This is a genomic window from Actinacidiphila paucisporea (assembly GCF_900142575.1).
Lineage (GTDB): Bacteria > Actinomycetota > Actinomycetes > Streptomycetales > Streptomycetaceae > Actinacidiphila > Actinacidiphila paucisporea.
The window spans coordinates 52887-70434 of the sequence record NZ_FRBI01000011.1 but is presented as its reverse complement, the minus strand read 5'-3'; the positions used below and the strand labels follow the sequence as shown (position 1 = coordinate 70434).

The 17548-nt window shown below is 70.8% G+C and carries 13 protein-coding genes; 4 read left to right on the top strand and 9 right to left on the bottom strand.

Going from position 1 to position 17548, the window contains the following annotated elements; genetic code table 11:
- Positions 1-26: 26 nt before the first annotated feature.
- The 7 genes from BUE44_RS17995 to metH all read right to left on the bottom strand — a co-directional run bounded on the left by BUE44_RS17995 (position 27) and on the right by metH (position 10961).
- Positions 27-1382 (bottom strand): oligopeptide/dipeptide ABC transporter ATP-binding protein, encoded by a 1356-nt coding sequence (locus BUE44_RS17995; protein WP_073499911.1) that lies wholly within the window; start codon positions 1380-1382, stop codon positions 27-29.
- Positions 1366-2427: an ABC transporter ATP-binding protein gene (locus BUE44_RS17990; RefSeq protein ID WP_073499595.1), complete on the bottom strand. Its 1062-nt coding sequence runs from the start codon at positions 2425-2427 to the stop codon at positions 1366-1368. Before BUE44_RS17990 ends, BUE44_RS17995 begins: the two co-directional genes overlap by 17 nt.
- Entirely contained in the window at positions 2424-3467 is a 1044-nt protein-coding gene (locus BUE44_RS17985; RefSeq protein ID WP_079189848.1) for an ABC transporter permease, read from the bottom strand. Before BUE44_RS17985 ends, BUE44_RS17990 begins: the two co-directional genes overlap by 4 nt.
- Positions 3467-4486 carry an ABC transporter permease gene (locus BUE44_RS17980; RefSeq protein WP_073499593.1) on the bottom strand — a complete coding sequence of 340 codons (1020 nt, stop codon included), beginning with the start codon at positions 4484-4486 and terminating at the stop codon, positions 3467-3469. The genes BUE44_RS17985 and BUE44_RS17980 overlap by 1 nt, the downstream gene beginning before the upstream one ends.
- 119 nt (positions 4487-4605) lie before the next feature.
- Complete coding sequence (locus BUE44_RS17975) at positions 4606-6186, bottom strand: ABC transporter substrate-binding protein (protein ID WP_073499591.1); 1581 nt, start codon at positions 6184-6186, stop codon at positions 4606-4608.
- 315 nt (positions 6187-6501) lie between these two features.
- Positions 6502-7218, bottom strand: coding sequence for an HAD family hydrolase (locus BUE44_RS17970; protein WP_073499588.1), 717 nt, complete (start codon positions 7216-7218; stop codon positions 6502-6504).
- Positions 7219-7442: 224 nt separating this feature from the next.
- Positions 7443-10961: a methionine synthase gene (gene metH / locus BUE44_RS17965; protein ID WP_073499586.1), complete on the bottom strand. Its 3519-nt coding sequence runs from the start codon at positions 10959-10961 to the stop codon at positions 7443-7445.
- 227 nt (positions 10962-11188) lie between these two features.
- Between metH and BUE44_RS17960 the strand changes: the two genes are divergently transcribed.
- The 4 genes from BUE44_RS17960 (at position 11189) to BUE44_RS17945 (ending at position 16180) form a co-directional block, all read left to right on the top strand.
- Positions 11189-11953, top strand: a complete 765-nt coding sequence (locus BUE44_RS17960; protein ID WP_073499583.1) for an IclR family transcriptional regulator — start codon at positions 11189-11191, stop codon at positions 11951-11953.
- A gap of 193 nt (positions 11954-12146) precedes the next feature.
- Positions 12147-12935 carry an MIP/aquaporin family protein gene (locus BUE44_RS17955; RefSeq protein WP_073499580.1) on the top strand — a complete coding sequence of 263 codons (789 nt, stop codon included), beginning with the start codon at positions 12147-12149 and terminating at the stop codon, positions 12933-12935.
- Between the two features lie 62 nt (positions 12936-12997).
- Complete coding sequence (gene glpK / locus BUE44_RS17950) at positions 12998-14554, top strand: glycerol kinase GlpK (protein ID WP_073499578.1); 1557 nt, start codon at positions 12998-13000, stop codon at positions 14552-14554.
- A gap of 15 nt (positions 14555-14569) precedes the next feature.
- Positions 14570-16180, top strand: coding sequence for a glycerol-3-phosphate dehydrogenase/oxidase (locus BUE44_RS17945; protein ID WP_073499576.1), 1611 nt, complete (start codon positions 14570-14572; stop codon positions 16178-16180).
- An 11-nt stretch (positions 16181-16191) separates the two neighbouring features.
- Here BUE44_RS17945 and BUE44_RS17940 read toward each other — a convergent pair whose 3' ends face one another.
- Together BUE44_RS17940 and BUE44_RS17935 are read right to left on the bottom strand one after the other, a co-directional pair.
- Positions 16192-16950: a nucleotidyltransferase family protein gene (locus BUE44_RS17940; protein WP_143172525.1), complete on the bottom strand. Its 759-nt coding sequence runs from the start codon at positions 16948-16950 to the stop codon at positions 16192-16194.
- Complete coding sequence (locus tag BUE44_RS17935; protein ID WP_073499571.1) at positions 16947-17510, bottom strand: TIGR03086 family metal-binding protein; 564 nt, start codon at positions 17508-17510, stop codon at positions 16947-16949. Before BUE44_RS17935 ends, BUE44_RS17940 begins: the two co-directional genes overlap by 4 nt.
- Positions 17511-17548: the final 38 nt, after the last annotated feature.

Here is a 17548-nt window from a genome sequence, read left to right as displayed (position 1 = left end):
CGTCGTCGTTCTCCTCTTTATCCTGCTCATGTACCTGTGGTGCTCCCGACGGGCTCACGCAGATGGCAGGCCACCTGCACGCCGGTGGCCGGAATCAGGCTGAGGCGCGGATCCCGCGGAGGCGCGAACTCCACCACGGCCCGGCCGCTTTCGGCGTGCATCGACACCACGCCGCGCCAGAACGGCTCACGCGGCTCGGCTTGCGATGCCTCCTCGCGCAGATGCCGGAGGTATTCCAACACATCTTCGGGTGAGTGGCCTCGGCCGGGTGCTATAGCGACGGTGCTCAGGCCGTCGACGGCCAGTGACTCGACGTCGGCGAAGAGGGATTTCTCCCGTGTTGCCGCTTCGGGGGCGAGTTCCAGCCACCTGTTCTCCAGCAGGGTGCGCAGATCGCGCGCCTCCCAGCCGCACGCCTCAACCGCGACGGGGCAGCGCGGGTGGAAGGCGCAGCCCATCGGCGGCCTGGCGGCGTCGGGGATCTCGCCGCGCGGCAGCTCGCGGGGCAGCGCGCGCTCCGGGTCGGGCTCGGGGATCGCGGCGAGCAGCGCCTCGGTGTACGGGTGCTGCGGGTTGGCGAAGACCTCCGCGGTGGGCCCGTACTCCACGATCCGGCCCAGGTACATGATCGCGATGGTGTCGCAGAAGAACTTCGCGCTGGCCAGGTCGTGGGTGACGTAGACGTAGGTGAGGTCCAGATCGCGCTTGAGGTCCAGCATCAGCTGGAGGATCTTGGCGCGGACGCTCATGTCCAGCATGGAGATCGGCTCGTCGGCGACCAGCAGTTCGGGTTCCGCGATGATCGCCCTGGCGAGGACCGCACGCTGCTTCTGGCCGCCGGACAGGTCACCGGGGAATTTGCCGAGGTAGCGCTCCGGCGGGGTCAGGCCGACCCGCTCCAGCGCGTCGACGACCCTGGCCTCGTACTCCTGCTCGTCGGCGACCAGCTGGTGGATGCGCAGCGGGTGGCCGACGGCGGTGCGGATGTCCATCGCCGGATTGAGCGAGGCGTGCGGGTCCTGGAAGACCATCTGGAGCCGGCGGCGCAGCGGGCGCAGCCCGCGCTCACCGAGTGCGGTGATGTCCTGGCCCCGGTAGCGGACGGTGCCCGCGGTGGCCTTGGTCAGGCCGATCAGGGTGCGGCCCAGGGTGGTCTTGCCGGAGCCGGACTCGCCGACCAGGCCGAGCACCTCGCCCTTGCGCAGGGTCAGGTCGATGCCGTCGACGGCGCGGACCGCGCCGGCGGCGCGGCCGGAGAAACGGCCGAGCAGGCCGCCGCGCAGGCCGAAGTGCACTTCGAGGCCGCTCGCCTCGACCAGCGCCTCGCCGACGTCGCCGGCGGCTCCCTCGCCGGACTCTTCGATGTCAGGCTTCGTCAGCAACGCTGATCTCCTTCACAGCGGCGAGCGGTTCGCGCCCGCCCGGTCCGAGCTCGTCCGCCAGTGCGGGGTCCGCCTCGATCGCCTGCTGCCAGCAGGCGCTGACCACGCCGGTCGGCAGGACCACCTCGGGCGGCTCCACGGTGGCGCAGCCGCGCATGGCGACCGGGCAGCGGGGGTGGAAGCGGCAGCCCTGCGGCGGTTCCACCAGATCGGGCGGACTGCCGGGGATGAAGTGCAGCCCGGTGGTGGACAGCGAGATGGTCGAGCGGAGCAGTTCCCTGGTGTACGGGTGCTGCGGGTTGGCGAACACCTCGCGGGCGTCGCCCTGTTCCACGATGTGACCGGCGTACATCACCGCGACCCGGTCGCACGCCTCGGCGACGATACCGAGGTTGTGGGTGATGAGCACCAGCGACGTGTCGAAGTTCTTCCGCAGGTCGGCGAGGATCTTGATGATCTGCGCCTCGACCAGCACGTCGAGCGCGGTGGTGGGCTCGTCGGCGACGATGAACGCCGGCCGCAGCACCAGGGCGAGCGCGATCATGATGCGCTGCCGCATGCCGCCGGAGAATTCGTGCGGGTAGCTGCCGTAGCGGCTCTCCGGGATACCCATGCCGCGCAGCGCCGCCAGCGCGCGGGCCTTGATCTCCTGCTTGGGCAGGCCCTTGTGGTGGGCGCGCAGCGCTTCCTCGAAGTGCTGCGATATCCGCATCAGCGGGTTGAGCCGGGTCATCGGCTCCTGGAAGATCAGGCCGAGTTCGGGGCCGCGCAGCCGCTGGATCTCCTTGGCGGGCAGGCCGACCAGGTTGCGGCCGGCGCCGCCGGGGCTGCGCAGCACGACCTCGCCGTCGACGGCGGCGGCCGGCGGGGTCAGGCCGAGCACGCCGCGGCCCAGGGTGGACTTGCCGCAGCCGGACTCGCCGACCAGGCCGAGGGTCTCGCCGGGCCGTACGTCGAAGGTGACGCCGTCCACGGCTCGTACCGGGCCGCGGTCGGTGCCGTACCAGACACGCAGGTCGCGGACGGACAGGACGGGTTCGGTCACTTGACGGCCTCACCTTCGGGAACATCGGGCAGTGCGGGAGCCGTGACGGTACGGCGCCGGGTGTGGGCGGGCAGCAGCACCTTGCTGATCCGGCGGCGCCGCATGGTCGGGTTGAGCACGTCGTTGAGGCCTTCGCCGAGCAGGGTGAAGCCGAGGATGGCGATGACCATGGCCAGGCCCGGGTAGAGGCTGGTCCACCACATGCCGGCGTTGGCGTCGTCGATGGCGCGGTCCAGGTCGTAGCCCCATTCGGCGGCCTGGGTGGGCTGGATGCCCAGGCCCAGGAAGCCCAGGCCCGCCAGGGTGCCGATGCCGTCGGCGGCGTTCATGGTGGTGATGACCGGGACGGACTGGATGACGTTGCCGAACAGGTACTTGCGGATCACCACCGACGGCTTGGCGCCCATCGCGCGGGCGGCCTCCACGAAGGTGGCCTCCCTGGCGGACAGCGCCGAGGCCCTGACGACCCGGAAGTACTGCGGGATGTAGACCACCGTGATGGACAGCGCCGCGGTGACCACGCCGCCGCCGGCGATGCCGGAGAAGACGAAGCCGGCCACGATGGCGAGCAGCAGGTAGGGGAAGGCGAACAGCGCGTCCATCACCAGCACCAGGATGCGGTCGAGCCAGCCGCCGAAGTAGCCGGCGACCAGGCCGAGCAGCACGCCGAGGATCAGCGAGAAGACCACCGCGAGCAGCATCACCTCCAGGGCGGTGCGGGCGCCGTAGACGGTGCGGGAGAGCACGTCGAGGCTCTGCACGGTGGTGCCGAACCAGTGGTCCCCGTCGGGGGAGCCCTGCTTGGGGAAGTTGTGCCCGCCGGACCTGTAGGTGTCGAAGCTGTAGGGCGCGATGAGCGGCGCGAAGACCGCGGTGATCACGAACAGCGCGGAGATGACCGCGCCGGCCCACAGCATGAACCTCGGTACGCCGCGGGCCTCGCGGATCGCCGCGGTGATCCGGCGCAGGCCGCCGAAGCGGGTGCCCTTGGCGGACGCGTCGGGCTCGATCGGCCCGGTGGGGAGAGTCGTCGTGGCCATCAGTAGCGCACCCTCGGGTCGATCAGCGCGTTGACGAAGTCGATCAGCAGGCTGATCACGACGACGACCAGGGCGAAGACGGTGACGATGCCCTGCACGGCGACGTAGTCGCGCTGGTTGATGTAGTCGATCAACTGGCGGCCGATGCCCGGCCAGTTGAAGTACTTCTCGGTGAGCACCGCGCCGCCGAGGAGCATGGCGACCTGGAGCCCGAGCACGGTGATGACCGGCACCAGGGCGTTGCGGAAGCCGTGCCGGGCCACCACATGGCGTTCCTTGACGCCGCGGGCGCGGGCCGCCTCGATGTAGTCGCCTTGCAGCGACTGGATGAGGTTGATCCTGATCATCCTGATGAAGACGCCGACGATGAGCAGGCCCAGCGCGATGGACGGCAGCAGCAGGTGCTGGAGGATGTCGTTCACCGCCCCCCAGTCGCCGTCCAGCGCCGCGTCCAGGATCAGGATGTGCGTCTGGGTGGGCACGTTGAGCTGGGTCAGCGGTGAGGCCTGCCCCGAGGTGGAGCCGAAGGCGAGCGTGAGCAGCGGGGCGGTGACGAAGACCGGGGCCGCGTAGCTGATGGTGCTGGCCAGCCGGGCGATCACGTCGACCGGGCGGTCGCGGTAGCGGCCTGCCAGCAGGCCGACCGGGATGCCGATGACGGTCGCGAAGACCAGGGCGCCCGCGGTGAGGGTCAGCGTCGCGCCGCCGTTCTCGATGATGATGTCGCGCACGCTGCGGCGGTCGGAGAAGGTGGTGCCGAAGTTCAGCGTGACCACCGACTTCAGGTAGTCCCAGAACTGCTGGTACAGCGGCGCGTCGAAGCCCGCCGCGTGCCGTCTCGCGGCGAGTTCCGTGGCGTTCAGCTTGCCGCCCTGCGACGCCGAGATCGGGTCACCGGGTGCCACCCGCATCATGACGAAGACCAGGATCAGCAGGATCAGGACCATGGGCACGGCGAGCGCGATCCGGGTGAGGACGTAGCGCCGCAGCGAGCCCGACTGCTTGCTCGTGTTGCTCATGCGGTGACTTTCCGGTGGCTGTCCGGTCTGGCCCGGACAGTGGACGACGGGGTGCGCGTGGGGGTGCCGCGTGCCGGGGCCGGCCCGCGGGGGTCACTCCCCCGCGGGCCGGCCGTCGGTCACTTCGAGCCGAGCTCGTAGAACCGGAACATCGTCGGGTCGAGGGCCTTGTCGGCGCCCGTGACGCCGTCGCGGATGACGACCGTCTGCTTGCCCTGCCACAGCGGGATGATCGGGACGTCCTCCGCCACGATCTTCTGGATGTCGGCGAAGGCCTGGTCGCGCACGGTCTTGTCGTCCGTGCCCTGCTCCTTGCTGAGCAGGGTGAGGATCTGCGGGTTGACGTAGCCGGTGCCCAGGAAGGGCTCCTTGGTCAGGAACGGCGCGACGTCGTTGTCGGGGTCGGGCAGGTCCGGGTACCAGCCGATCATGTACGAGGCGTACGTGTCGGACTTCTCGTCCTTCTGGTACTGCTGCCACTCGGTGGAGCTGAGGGTGACCTTGAACAGGCCGGTGGCCTCCAGCTGCCGCTTGATCGCGGTGGCCTCGTCGGCGGACGCGGCACCGTAGTGGCTGGGCGTCCAGGCGTACGCCAGCTGCACCGGGGTGGTGATGCCGGCGGCGCTGAGCAGCGCCTTGGCCTTGTTGGTGTCGGGGGCGCCGTACTTGTCCTTGAAGGCGTCCGTGTGGCCCTCGATGCCGTTGCCGACCATCGAGTAGAGCGGGGCCACGGTGTTGTTGTAGGCGTCCTTGGCGATGCCGGCCCGGTCGATGACCTGGGCGACGGCCTGCCGCACGGCCTTCTGGTCGGCGGGCTTCACCTTGGCGTCGAAGACCAGGTAGCGCTTCTCGGTACCGGTGCCTTCGAGCACCTGGATGCCCGAGGTCTTCTTCAGGTCCTGGGTGTCGGTGGGCGACAGGCTGCGGAAGGCGGCAGTGACCGTGCCGTCCTTGACGGCCTGCTTGAGCGCCGAGGCCTCGGAGAAGTACTGCAGCACGACCTGGCTGTTGTTCAGCTTGTTGGTGCCCTTGTACTTCGGGTTCGCCTTCAGCGACGCCTGCTGCTTTGCGGTGTACTTGTCCAGCGTGTACGGGCCGGAGCCGATGATGTGGGAGCCGTCGAGCAGCTTGTCGGCCGGGAAGACCTTCTCGTCGACGATGGCGCCGGCGTCGGTGGCGAGCACCGAGGGGAAGGTCGAGTCGGGGTTCTTGAGGTGGAAGACCACCTTGTCGGGACCGGTCGTGGTGGTGCTGTCAAGGTTGGCCAGCAGGCTCGACGGGCCGTTGGGGGCCGCGATCTTGAGCATCCGGTCGAAGGTGAACTTCACCGACGTCGACGTCAGGGCGTCGCCGTTGGAGAACGTCAGACCGGTCTGCAGGTCGCAGGAGTAGGTCTTGGGGTCGGTGAAGGTGCAGGCCTTGGCCGCGTCCGGGGACGGCGTGGTGGCGCCGGTCGGGAAGTGCATCACCTTCTGGTAGACGCTGTCGACGACCTCCCACGAGCCGTAGTCGTACGCGCCCGCGGGGTCCAGCGAGGACACCGAGTCGGTGGTCCCGACGATCACGGCGCCCTTGCCGCCGCCGCTGCTGCTGCTTTCCCCGTTGCTGGAGGAATTGTCCTTCTTGCCACCGCACGCGGAGGCGCCGATGGCCAGGAAGGCCACGGCGGCTGCGGCGACGACACGCTTGTTTCGTGACATCCAGTGAATCCCCTTGCTCACATGCCGGTCGGTTGAGTCGGCATCGACCGTCGAGGACATTAGCGGGGCGGCCTTGGCTCACCGGGACACGGAGTGATTGAGGGGACATTACATACCGGTAACAGGACGTTCACCTCCGATATGCGGACGTGTGGGCTATCGACCCGCGGTACGTCAAAACGGACAGTTCGCCCGGGTAAAGATGCGGTAAGTGAAATCTCATCCAGTCGGGGGACCCGCTGTCGATGGGGTGTCGTGTGACAATCATCACACGCTCCGGATTCCACTCCGTGAGATTTTATTCAGACTTCACGCTCAGTGAAGATCCGCGTTCACAGAGCGCCGGACCAGGGACCGCAGAAAAGGGACATTCACCTGGTCGAGCGAGGTGACCACGGTACGCCCCGGGGCCGGTTCGATCGGCACCACTGACGGCACCGCGACCACCTGGCAGCCGGCCGCCTCCGCGGCGGCGACCCCGGTGAGGGTGTCCTCGACCACCACGCAGGCCGCCGGGTCGGCGCCCAGCCGGGCCGCGGCGGCCAGATAGGGGTCCGGATACGGCTTGGTGCGGGCGATCTCGTCCCCGGCAAGGGTGAAGGCGAAGTTCTCCGCGCCCAGGGTGTGCAGCATCGCGTCGATCGTGCGCCGGTGCGAGGCGGACACCAGCGCGGTGGGCACCCGGTGCGCCGCCAGTTCGGTCAGCAGCCGCCTGGCACCGGGCATCAGCGGGGCGCCGCGGACGATCAGCTCCTCGAAGCGGGTGTCGATCGCCACCATCAGCTCCGCCAGCGTCGCCGTCGTGCCGGTCACCTCCATGAGGTGGCCGACGCTGCGGGCCATCGGCCCGCCCACCACGACCGCCTTGTGCACCTCGTCCAGCACGTGGCCGAGGTCGGCGAAGACCCCGGTCTCCGCCGCCCACCAGATGCCCTCGGTGTCCACCAGGGTGCCGTCCATGTCCAGCAGCACGGCCTGCAGACCGCGGCCGTCCGCCGGACGGGTGTCGACGACGGGGATGCTGCTGGTCATAGGCTCACTCCTCGGCCGGGGATGCTGACCGGGCGCCGCAGTGGTGCCGACGTGCCCTTTCGTGGGGGACACAAAGGCCGGTCGCCGCATCCCGCGTACGGGAAGGCGACCGGCCTCTGCCGGACCGACCAGTCTACGTCCCCCCGCCACGGCACGCCCGACGGGCACGCGACGCGCGGGCGACGGCCCGGCGACGTCCAGGTGCGGGCCGCCGTGCCGCCGCCTCAGCGGGCGTTGAAGTACTTCGCCTCCGGATGGTGGATGACGATCGCGTCGGTGGACTGCTCGGGGTGCAGCTGGAACTCCTCGGACAGCTTCACGCCGATCCGCTCCGGCTCCAGCAGCGCCGCGATCTTGGCCCGGTCCTCCAGGTCGGGGCAGGCACCGTAGCCCAGCGAGAAGCGGGCGCCGCGGTACTTCAGCGCGAACATGTCCTCGACGTCGCCCGGGTCCTCGCCCGCGAAGCCCAGCTCCGCGCGCACCCTGGCGTGCCAGTACTCGGCCAGCGCCTCGGCGAGCTGCACCGACAGGCCGTGCAGCTCCAGGTAGTCGCGGTAGGAGTCGGCGGCGAACAGCTCGGCGGCGGCCTCCGAGACGCGGCTGCCGACGGTGACCACCTGGAAGCCGACCACGTCGGTCTCGCCGGAGTCCTCCGGCCGGAAGAAGTCGGCCAGGCACAGCCGCCGCCCCCTGCGCTGCCGGGGGAAGGTGAAGCGGGTGCGCTCGGTGCCGTCCTCGTGCAGCACGATCAGGTCGTCGCCCTTGGACACGCACGGGAAGTAGCCGTAGGTGACCGCGGCCTCCAGCAGGCTCTCGGACTGCAACCGGGTCAGCAGCCCGCGCAGCCGCGGCCGCCCCTCGGTCTCCACCAGCTCCTCGTACGTCGGCCCGGTGGAGCGGGCCTGCTTCAGCCCCCACTGGCCCTTGAAGAGCGCGCCCTCGTCCAGCCAGGCGGAGTAGTCGGCGAGCTGGATGCCCTTGACGACCCGGCTGCCCCAGAAGGGCGGGGCGGGCACCGGGTTGTCGGTCGCGACGTCGGACCTGACCTGGCCGAGGTTGACCTCCTCGGCCGGCTCCGGCTGCTCGCGCTTGGCCACCCGGCGCTGCTTCAGCTCCGGCAGCGCGGCACCGGCCACGCCGCGCTTGACGCCGATCAGCGCGTCCATCAGCCGCAGGCCCTCGAACGCGTCGCGGGCGTAGCGGACCTCGCCCTGGTAGATCTCGTGCAGGTCCTGCTCGACGTAGGCACGGGTCAGGGCGGCGCCGCCGAGGATCACCGGGAAGTCGGCGGACAGGCCGCGCTGGTTCAGCTCCTCCAGGTTCTCCTTCATGATCACCGTGGACTTCACCAGCAGCCCCGACATGCCGATCACGTCGGCCCGGTGCTCCTGCGCGGCCTCCAGGATCGCCGACACCGGCTGCTTGATGCCGAGGTTGACGACGGTGTAGCCGTTGTTGGACAGGATGATGTCGACCAGGTTCTTGCCGATGTCGTGGACGTCGCCGCGGACGGTGGCCAGCACGATGGTGCCCTTGCCCTCGTCGTCCGACTTCTCCATGTGCGGTTCCAGGTAGGCCACCGCGATCTTCATGACCTCGGCGGACTGGAGCACGAACGGCAGCTGCATCTGCCCCGAGCCGAACAGCTCGCCGACCACCTTCATGCCGGCCAGCAGCGTGTCGTTGACGATCTCCAGGGCCGGGCGCTCGGTCAGCGCCTCGTCCAGGTCCGCCTCCAGGCCGTTCTTCTCGCCGTCGATGATCCGGCGCTGGAGCCGCTCCTCCAGCGGCAGCGCGAGGAGTTCCTCGGCGCGGCCCGCCTTCAGCGACTTGTTGTCGACGCCCTCGAACAGCTCCATCAGCCGCTGGAGCGGGTCGTAGCCCTCGGCGCGCCGGTCGTAGACCAGGTCGAGCGCGGTCTTGACCTGCTCCTCGTCCAGCCGGGCGATCGGCAGGATCTTGCTGGCGTGCACGATCGCCGAGTCCAGGCCGGCCTTCACGCACTCGTCGAGGAAGACCGAGTTGAGGACCACGCGGGCGGCCGGGTTGAGGCCGAAGGAGATGTTGGACAGGCCGAGGGTGGTCTGCACGTCGGGATGGCGGCGCTTGAGCTCGCGGATCGCCTCGATGGTGGCCACGCCGTCGCCCCGGGACTCCTCCTGGCCGGTGCAGATGGTGAAGGTCAGGCAGTCGATGAGGATGTCCGACTCGTGGATGCCGTAGTTGCCGGTGAGGTCCGCGATCAGCCGCTCGGCGATGGCGACCTTCTTCTCGACGGTACGGGCCTGGCCCTCCTCGTCGATGGTGAGCGCGATCAGCGCGGCCCCGTGCTCCTGGGCGAGCGCGGTGACCTTGGCGAACCGGGACTCCGGGCCGTCGCCGTCCTCGTAGTTGACCGAGTTCAGCACCGCGCGGCCGCCGAGCTTCTCCAGGCCCGCCCGCAGCACCGGGACCTCGGTGGAGTCCAGCACGATCGGGAGGGTGGAGGCGGTGGCGAAGCGGCCGGCGATCTCGGCCATGTCGGCGGCGCCGTCCCGGCCGACGTAGTCCACACACAGGTCGAGCAGGTGGGCGCCCTCGCGGATCTGGTCGCGGGCCATCTCCACGCAGTCGTCCCAGCGGCCTTCGAGCATCGCGTCGCGGAATCTCTTCGACCCGTTGGCGTTCGTCCGCTCGCCGATCGCCAGGTAGGAGGTGTCCTGGCGGAAGGGGACGGTCTGGTAGAGCGAGGCGGCGCCCGGCTCGGGGCGGGCGGTGCGCGGGCGCAGGTCCTGGCCGCCGACCCGCTCCACGAGCTGCCGCAGGTGCTCCGGCGTGGTGCCGCAGCAGCCGCCGACCAGCGAGAGGCCGTACTCGCGGGTGAAGAGCTCGTGGGCGTCGGCCAGTTCGCCCGGGGTGAGCGGGTAGTGGGCGCCGTCCTTGGTGAGCACCGGCAGGCCCGCGTTGGGCATGCACGACAGCGGGATGCGCGAGTGCCGGGCGAGATAGCGCAGGTGCTCGCTCATCTCGGAGGGGCCCGTGGCGCAGTTCAGGCCGATCATGTCGATGCCGAGCGGTTCCAGCGCGGTGAGCGCGGCGCCGATCTCCGAGCCGAGCAGCATGGTGCCGGTGGTCTCCACGGTCACCGAGCAGATCAGCGGCAGGCTCACCCCGGCCGACCTCATGGCGCGATGGGCCGCGATCACCGCCGCCTTGGTCTGGAGCAGGTCCTGGGTGGTCTCCACCAGCAGCGCGTCCGCACCGCCGGCGATCAGGCCCGCGGCGTTCGCCTCGTAGCCGTCGCGCAGGACACCGTAGGGGGCGTGGCCCAGGGTCGGCAGCTTGGTGCCGGGGCCCATCGAACCGAGGACCCAGCGGGGGCGGCCGTCGGCGGCGAAGCCGTCGGCGACCTCGCGGGCGATGCGGGCGCCGGCCTCGGACAGCTCGTGGATCCGCTCGGGGATGTCGTACTCGCCCAGGGCGGAGTGGTTGGCGCCGAAGGTGTTCGTCTCGACGCTGTCGACGCCGGCCTCGAAGTAGGCCTCGTGCACCGATCGGACGATGTCCGGACGGGTGATGTTGAGTACCTCGTTGCAGCCTTCGAGCTGCTGGAAGTCGTCGAGGGTGGGCTCCTGCGCCTGGAGCATGGTGCCCATGGCGCCGTCGGCGACCACGACGCGGGTGGCGAGGGCCTGGCGCAGGGCGGCGGCGCGGGCGTTGCTCGCGGCGGCGGGGGCGGCGGACGAAGGGGACGGCGAGGCCATGGAACTGCTCCCTGGGATGCGACGGCTGTCGGCTATGCGCCGCCCGCCCGCGGGGGACGGAACGCACACCTGGCCAGAGTAGCCGCCGAGGGGGCCGCGTCTCGAAGGCATTCCGAAGAGCGGACGGGTGGTGCCAGACTCATCTCTGCGATGATGAGGGTCGACAATGCCGACCAACCGCCGTTTCCCCGATGTCCGCCCATTTCCGTCCCTGTGGAGTGCATGCGATGCCCGGTTCGATCCAGTCGCTGGAGCGCGCGGCCGCGGTTCTGCGGCTGCTGGCCGGGGGTGAGCGGCGGCTGGGCCTGTCGGACGTGGCGTCGTCGCTGGGGCTGGCCAAGGGCACCACGCACGGCATCCTGCGCACCTTGCAGCAGGAGGGCTTCGTGGAGCAGGAGCCGGTGTCGGGCAAGTACCAGCTGGGCGCGGAGCTGCTGCGCCTCGGCAACAGCTACCTGGACGTGCACGAGCTGCGGGCCCGCGCGCTGGTGTGGACCGACGACCTGGCCAGGTCCAGCGGCGAGGCGGCGTATCTGGGGGTGCTGCACCAGCACGGGGTGCTCATCGTGCACCACGTCTTCCGGCCCGACGACGGCCGGCAGGTCCTGGAGGTCGGGGCGATGCAGCCGCTGCACAGCACCGCGCTGGGCAAGGTGCTCTCCGCCTTCGATCCGGTGGCGCGCAACGAGGTCGCCGAGGGCGAGCTGGCGGCGCTGACCTCCCGTACGGTGACCGGCGCCGACGACTTCGAGTCGGTGCTCGACCTGACCCGGGCCCGTGGCTGGGGCTCGGACCTGGAGGAGACCTGGGACGGCGTGGCGTCGGTCGCCGCGCCCGTCTACGACCGGCGGCGGATGCCGGTGGGCGCGGTGGGCCTGACCGGCGCGGTGGAGCGGGTCTGCGACGCGGACGGCATCCAGGCCCGCCTGGTGGCGGCGGTACGCGACTGCGCCCGCGCGGTCTCCCGCGACCTGGGCGCCGGGCGCTTCTAGCCCCGCTCCTTCCCGCTTGCCGCCTCTTCCTGCCCGGCCGGCAGTGCCGGCTGCCCCGCCTCGGGCGAGGAACGGCGAGGAATGGCGAGGAATGGGTCACATCCCTCTTGACCTGCGCAACCCAAGGGGAGAACACTCTCGTCCTGCGATCGACAATGTCGAACACCGGACGGATTGTGACAAGGGAGTCGCTGTGTCCAACGGCCATATCGTCATCGGCGAGATCTTCGGTACCGCCGTCCTCATCCTGCTCGGCGGCGGCGTCTGCGCCGCCGTGACACTCAAACGGTCCAAGGCCAGGGACGCCGGTTGGCTGGCGATCACCTTCGGCTGGGGATTCGGCGTCCTGGGCGGCGCCTACATCGCCAACGGCTACTCCGGCGGCCATCTGAACCCCGCGGTCACGCTCGGTGTCGCGATCAAGACCGGCGAGTGGTCGAAGGTGCCGTACTACCTGCTCGGTCAGCTGATCGGCGCATTGATCGGCGCTTTTCTGGTCTGGGTGGCCTACCTGGGGCAGTTCCAGGCCCATCTGACCGACCCGGAGGTCCTCGCGGGCCTCGACGCGGACCCGGCGGGCCCCACGACCGGGAACAAGGCCCAGCCCGGCGGCCCGGTGCTCGGGGTCTTCGCCACCGGCCCGGAGATCCGCAACCCGCTGCAGAACCTGCTCACCGAGGCCATCGCCACCGCGGTCCTGGTGCTCTTCATCCTCACGCAGGGCATGACGGCCGGACTGGCGGAGAATGGAATGGGCATCCTGCTCACCGCGCTGATCGTGGTCGGACTCGGCCTGTCACTCGGAGGGCCCACCGGCTACGCGATCAACCCGTTCCGGGATCTCGGCCCGCGGATCGTGCACAGCCTGCTGCCGCTGCCGAACAAGGGCGGCTCCGACTGGGGCTACGCGTGGATCCCGGTCGTCGGCCCGCTGGCCGGCGCAGCTATCGCGGGCGGACTTTACCGGCTCGCGTTCACATAGAGCCGTACGGGACCACTGTCGTCAGCCGGACCACCGAGCGCAGACCCGACGAGGAGCACACCATGACCGACACGCCCACCAGCAGCCACGGCACGGGACCCTTCATCGCGGCGATCGACCAGGGCACCACATCGAGCCGCTGCATCATCTTCGACCGCGACGGCCGGATCGTCGCCGTCGACCAGAAGGAGCACGAGCAGATCTTCCCGAAGCCGGGCTGGGTCGAACACGACGCCGCCGAGATCTGGACGAACGTCCAGGAGGTGGTCGCCGGCGCCATCACCAAGGCCGGCCAGGACATCGCCGGCTTCACCCCGTCCGACGTCAAGGCCATCGGCATCACCAACCAGCGCGAGACCACGATGCTGTGGGACAAGAACACCGGCGAGCCGGTGCACAACGCGCTGGTCTGGCAGGACACCCGCACCGACGCGCTGTGCAGGGAGCTGGGCCGCAACGTCGGCCAGGACCGCTTCCGGCGGCAGACCGGACTGCCGCTGGCGTCGTACTTCGCCGGGCCCAAGGTCCGCTGGCTCCTCGACAACGTCGACGGGCTGCGGGAGCGCGCCGAGCGCGGCGAGATCCTGTTCGGCACCATGGACTCCTGGGTGATCTGGAACCTCACCGGCGGCGTCGACGGCGGCAAGCATGTCACCGACGTCACCAACGCCTCCCGGACCCTGCTGATGGACCTCAAGACCCTCCAGTGGGACGCGAAGATCTGCGACTCCATCGGCGTCCCGATGTCCGTCCTGCCCGAGATCAGGTCGTCATCCGAGGTCTACGGCACCACCGACATCGGCGGCCTGGACGCCGTCCCGGTGGCCTCCGCGCTCGGCGACCAGCAGGCCGCGCTGTTCGGACAGACCTGCTTCGCCGTGGGCGAGGCGAAGTCCACCTACGGCACCGGCACGTTCATGCTGATGAACACCGGTGAGACCCCGGTGAACTCCTACGCGGGCCTGATCACCACCGTCGGCTACCGGATCGGCGACGCCAAGCCGGTCTACGCCCTCGAAGGCTCCATCGCGGTCACCGGCGCGCTGGTGCAGTGGATGCGGGACCAGATGGGCCTGATCAGCACCGCCGCCGAGATCGAGACGCTGGCCTCCTCCGTGGAGGACAACGGCGGCGCCTACTTCGTACCGGCCTTCTCCGGCCTGTTCGCCCCCTACTGGCGCTCCGACGCGCGCGGGGTGATCGCCGGTCTGACCAGGTACGTGACCAAGGCGCACATCGCCCGGGCCGTGCTGGAGGCGACCGCCTGGCAGACCAGGGAGATCGCCGACGCGATGTTCAAGGACTCCAGCACCGAGGTCACCACCTTGAAGGTGGACGGCGGCATGACGTCCAACAACCTGCTCATGCAGACCCTCTCCGACTTCCTCGACGTGCCCGTGGTGCGCCCGATGGTCGCCGAGACCACCTGTCTGGGCGCGGCCTACGCGGCGGGGCTGGCGATCGGCTTCTGGCCGGACACCGAGGCGCTGCGGGCCAACTGGAAGCGCGCCGCCGAGTGGACCCCGCAGATGGACGCCGGCGAGCGCGACAAGGAATACAAGCAGTGGCTCAAGGCCGTGCAGGCGACCATGGGCTGGCTGGACGACGAGCAGGACTGAAGGGTCGAGGGAACCATGACCACTCCGCAGAGCGCCCCCGCACCGGGGACGCATCCGACTGCCGGCGCCAACCCCGGCCGGGCCGAGACCCGGGACGAGCTCGGGCGTGCCACGTACGACCTGCTGGTGATCGGCGGCGGGATCCTGGGCATCACCACCGCCTGGCACGCCGCGCAGTCGGGTCTGCGGGTGGCGATGGTGGACGCCGGCGACTTCGCCGGCGCCACCTCCTCGGCGTCCTCCAAGCTGCTGCACGGCGGTCTGCGCTACCTGCAGACCGGCGCGGTGCGGCTGGTCGCCGAGAACCACCTGGAGCGGCGCGCGGTGTCCCGGGACGTGGCGCCGCACCTGGCCAATCCGCTGACCTTCTACCTGCCGGTCTACAAGGGCGGCCCGCACGGCGCCGCCAAGCTCGGCGCGGGGGTGTTCGCGTACTCGGCGCTGTCCGCCTTCAGGGACGGCGTCGGCCATGTGATCAGCCCCTCGAAGGCCGCCCGCGACGTACCCGAGCTGCGCACGGAGGACCTGCGGGCGGTCGCGGTCTACGAGGACGGGCAGATGAACGACGCCCGGATGGCCCTGATGACGGTCAGGGCAGCGGTGGAGGCGGGCGCGACCGTGCTCAACCACGCCGAGGTCACCGGGCTGCGCTTCACCCGCGGCCGGGTCACCGGGGCCGAGGTGCGGGACCGGACCGACGGCACGGAATTCGGGGTCGACGCCCGGCTGGTGCTCAACGCCACCGGGCCCTGGGTGGACCGGCTGCGGCGGATGGAGGACCAGGCGGCCGACCCGTCGATCCGGCTGTCCAAGGGCGCCCACCTGGTGCTGCGCCGCACCGCGCCCTGGCGGGCGGCGCTGGCCACCCCGATCGACAAGTACCGCATCACCTTCGCCCTGCCGTGGGAGGACATGCTGCTGCTGGGCACCACCGACGAGGTGTACGAGGGCGACCCGGCCGACGTGCGGGTCACCGAGGCGGACACCGCGCAGATCCTGGACGAGGCCGCCTTCTCGGTCCGCGACCAGCAGCTGTCCAGGGACCTGATCACGTACGCCTTCGCCGGGCTGCGGGTGCTGCCCGGCGGCCCCGGCGACACCGCGAAGGCCAAGCGCGAGACGGTGGTCACCGAGGGCCGCGGCGGGATGCTGTCGGTCGCGGGCGGCAAGTGGACGACCTTCCGGCACATCGGCCGCACGGTGATGAACAAGCTGGCGGAGCTGCCGGGACGGCCGCTGGCCGACGACATGGAGCCGATGTCGTCGCTGCCGCGCCGGGCACCGCTGCCCGGTTTCGCCAGCCGGGGCGCGGTCGCCCACCGCCTGCAGGCCGACGCCGGCGTGCCGGGCCCGCGGATGGCGCCCGACACCGCCAGGCACCTGGCGGGGCACTACGGCTCGCTGGCCTTCGACATCGCCCGGCTGGCCGCCGAGGACCCGGAGCTGGCCGGCCGTATCCACCCGGACGCGCCGGAGATCTGGGCGCAGGTCGTCTACGCGCGCGACCACGAGTGGGCGCAGGACGTGGACGACGTCCTGCGGCGCCGTACGACGCTCACGATCCGCGGCCTGGACACCCCGGAGATACGGGCGCGGGTCGAGCGGCTGCTGGCCGTACGCGACTGACGGCCCGCGGGCTACGCCGTCAGCCGGTCCAGCTCGGCGAAGAGCGCGGCCGGCGGTTCGCCGCCGGTCGCGGCCAGCAGGGCCAGCCAGCGCTCGCGGCCCTCGCGCCACAGCGCCGCCGGGGAGGACTCGGCCACGGCCGCGACCGTACGGGCCGGCAGTTCGGCCTCGGCGCCGCGGGACGGAGTCAGCCAGTGGGCGGTGCTCCGCTCGGCGAGCCTGGCCATCCACAACAGGTGGCGGGCGGCGTGCCCCAGGGCGTCCTGCGCCCGCAGGCGCTCGCCGCGGGCCGTCACGTGCAGGGCGAGCACCAGCCAGTTGGCGAACCTGCCGCACAGGTCGGCGATCTCCTCCGGGTCGCCGGGGACCGCCGCGTGCTCGGGCAGCGCGGCGAGCACCGGGGTGAGGCGGCCGTCCCTGTCGACCACCACCATCGCCTCGACGGCGGCGCCGCGGGCCGGCCAGCCGGCGACCGAGCCGATGTCGTCGGTGGTGGCGAAGTGGAACTCGCCGCGCACCGGGCCGGGGAAGAAGGCGACATGGGTCCCGAACTCGTTGCGCACCACCAGGTTCACCGGGGCGACCTTCGCGCACCAGGCGGCCGGGGCGAGCGCGGCACGGGCCGCCGGGTCGAAGAACAGCCAGAACTCGACGTCGCTGTGCTCGTCGCCCTGCCCGGCCGCGAACGAGCCGTACATCAGGGCCGCGCGGACCCCGGGGTCCGCGCGGCACACCTCCCGCACCCGGGAGATGAGACGGTGTTGGATCATCCGGCCCAGTATGGGTCGCGGCCCGACAGGGCGACAGCGGTTTCCAGGTCGCCCGCGCCCGCTGGCACCTCCACCGGCTCGCCGAAGCCCTTGTAGTCGCGGTACATCTGCGCGTTCTCGCGCACCGCGGCCAGCAGCCGCCGCGCGGTGGCGTCGGCGACGCGGTAGTCCTGCCCGGTGGCCTTGGCCAGGTCCCAGCCGTGCAGGCACAGTTCGAGGAACAGCATGGCGGCCATGCCCTCGGCCGGCACGGAGTTGATCTCGCCCTCCCAGACGGCCGGGTCCGCCCAGGCGGCCACCGACCGGTCCAGCTGTTCGGCATAGTGCGCCGCCCACTGCGGATCCGCGGTGAAGTCCCGGGTGGCGAGGTCGTCGGGGTGCGGCTCGCGCCTGGCCCGCAGCTCCATGCCGATACCGGTGTAGGCGACCAGGTGGTTGACCAGGGCGCGGACGTCGTAGTCGGGGCACGGGGTGGGCCCGGTGAGCCGGTCCGGGCCGACCCCGGCGGTGATACGGGCCGCCTCCCGCGCGCTGTCGGCGATCTCTGCGTGGAAGTTCATGCCCGCGACGTTACGCAGCGCCTCGCGGGCCCGTCTTG

Excerpts from the sequence above, each read along its gene's own strand:
- BUE44_RS17985 (WP_079189848.1), bottom strand. The coding sequence starts at position 3,467 with ATGGCCACGACGACTCTCCCCACCGGGCCGATCGAGCCCGACGCGTCC.
- BUE44_RS17980 (WP_073499593.1), bottom strand. The coding sequence starts at position 4,486 with ATGAGCAACACGAGCAAGCAGTCGGGCTCGCTGCGGCGCTACGTCCTC.
- BUE44_RS17975 (WP_073499591.1), bottom strand. The coding sequence starts at position 6,186 with ATGTCACGAAACAAGCGTGTCGTCGCCGCAGCCGCCGTGGCCTTCCTG.
- BUE44_RS17970 (WP_073499588.1), bottom strand. The coding sequence starts at position 7,218 with ATGACCAGCAGCATCCCCGTCGTCGACACCCGTCCGGCGGACGGCCGC.
- metH (WP_073499586.1), bottom strand. The coding sequence starts at position 10,961 with ATGGCCTCGCCGTCCCCTTCGTCCGCCGCCCCCGCCGCCGCGAGCAAC.
- BUE44_RS17960 (WP_073499583.1), top strand. The coding sequence starts at position 11,189 with ATGCCCGGTTCGATCCAGTCGCTGGAGCGCGCGGCCGCGGTTCTGCGG.
- glpK (WP_073499578.1), top strand. The coding sequence starts at position 12,998 with ATGACCGACACGCCCACCAGCAGCCACGGCACGGGACCCTTCATCGCG.
- BUE44_RS17945 (WP_073499576.1), top strand. The coding sequence starts at position 14,570 with ATGACCACTCCGCAGAGCGCCCCCGCACCGGGGACGCATCCGACTGCC.
- BUE44_RS17940 (WP_143172525.1), bottom strand. The coding sequence starts at position 16,950 with ATGATCCAACACCGTCTCATCTCCCGGGTGCGGGAGGTGTGCCGCGCG.
- BUE44_RS17935 (WP_073499571.1), bottom strand. The coding sequence starts at position 17,510 with ATGAACTTCCACGCAGAGATCGCCGACAGCGCGCGGGAGGCGGCCCGT.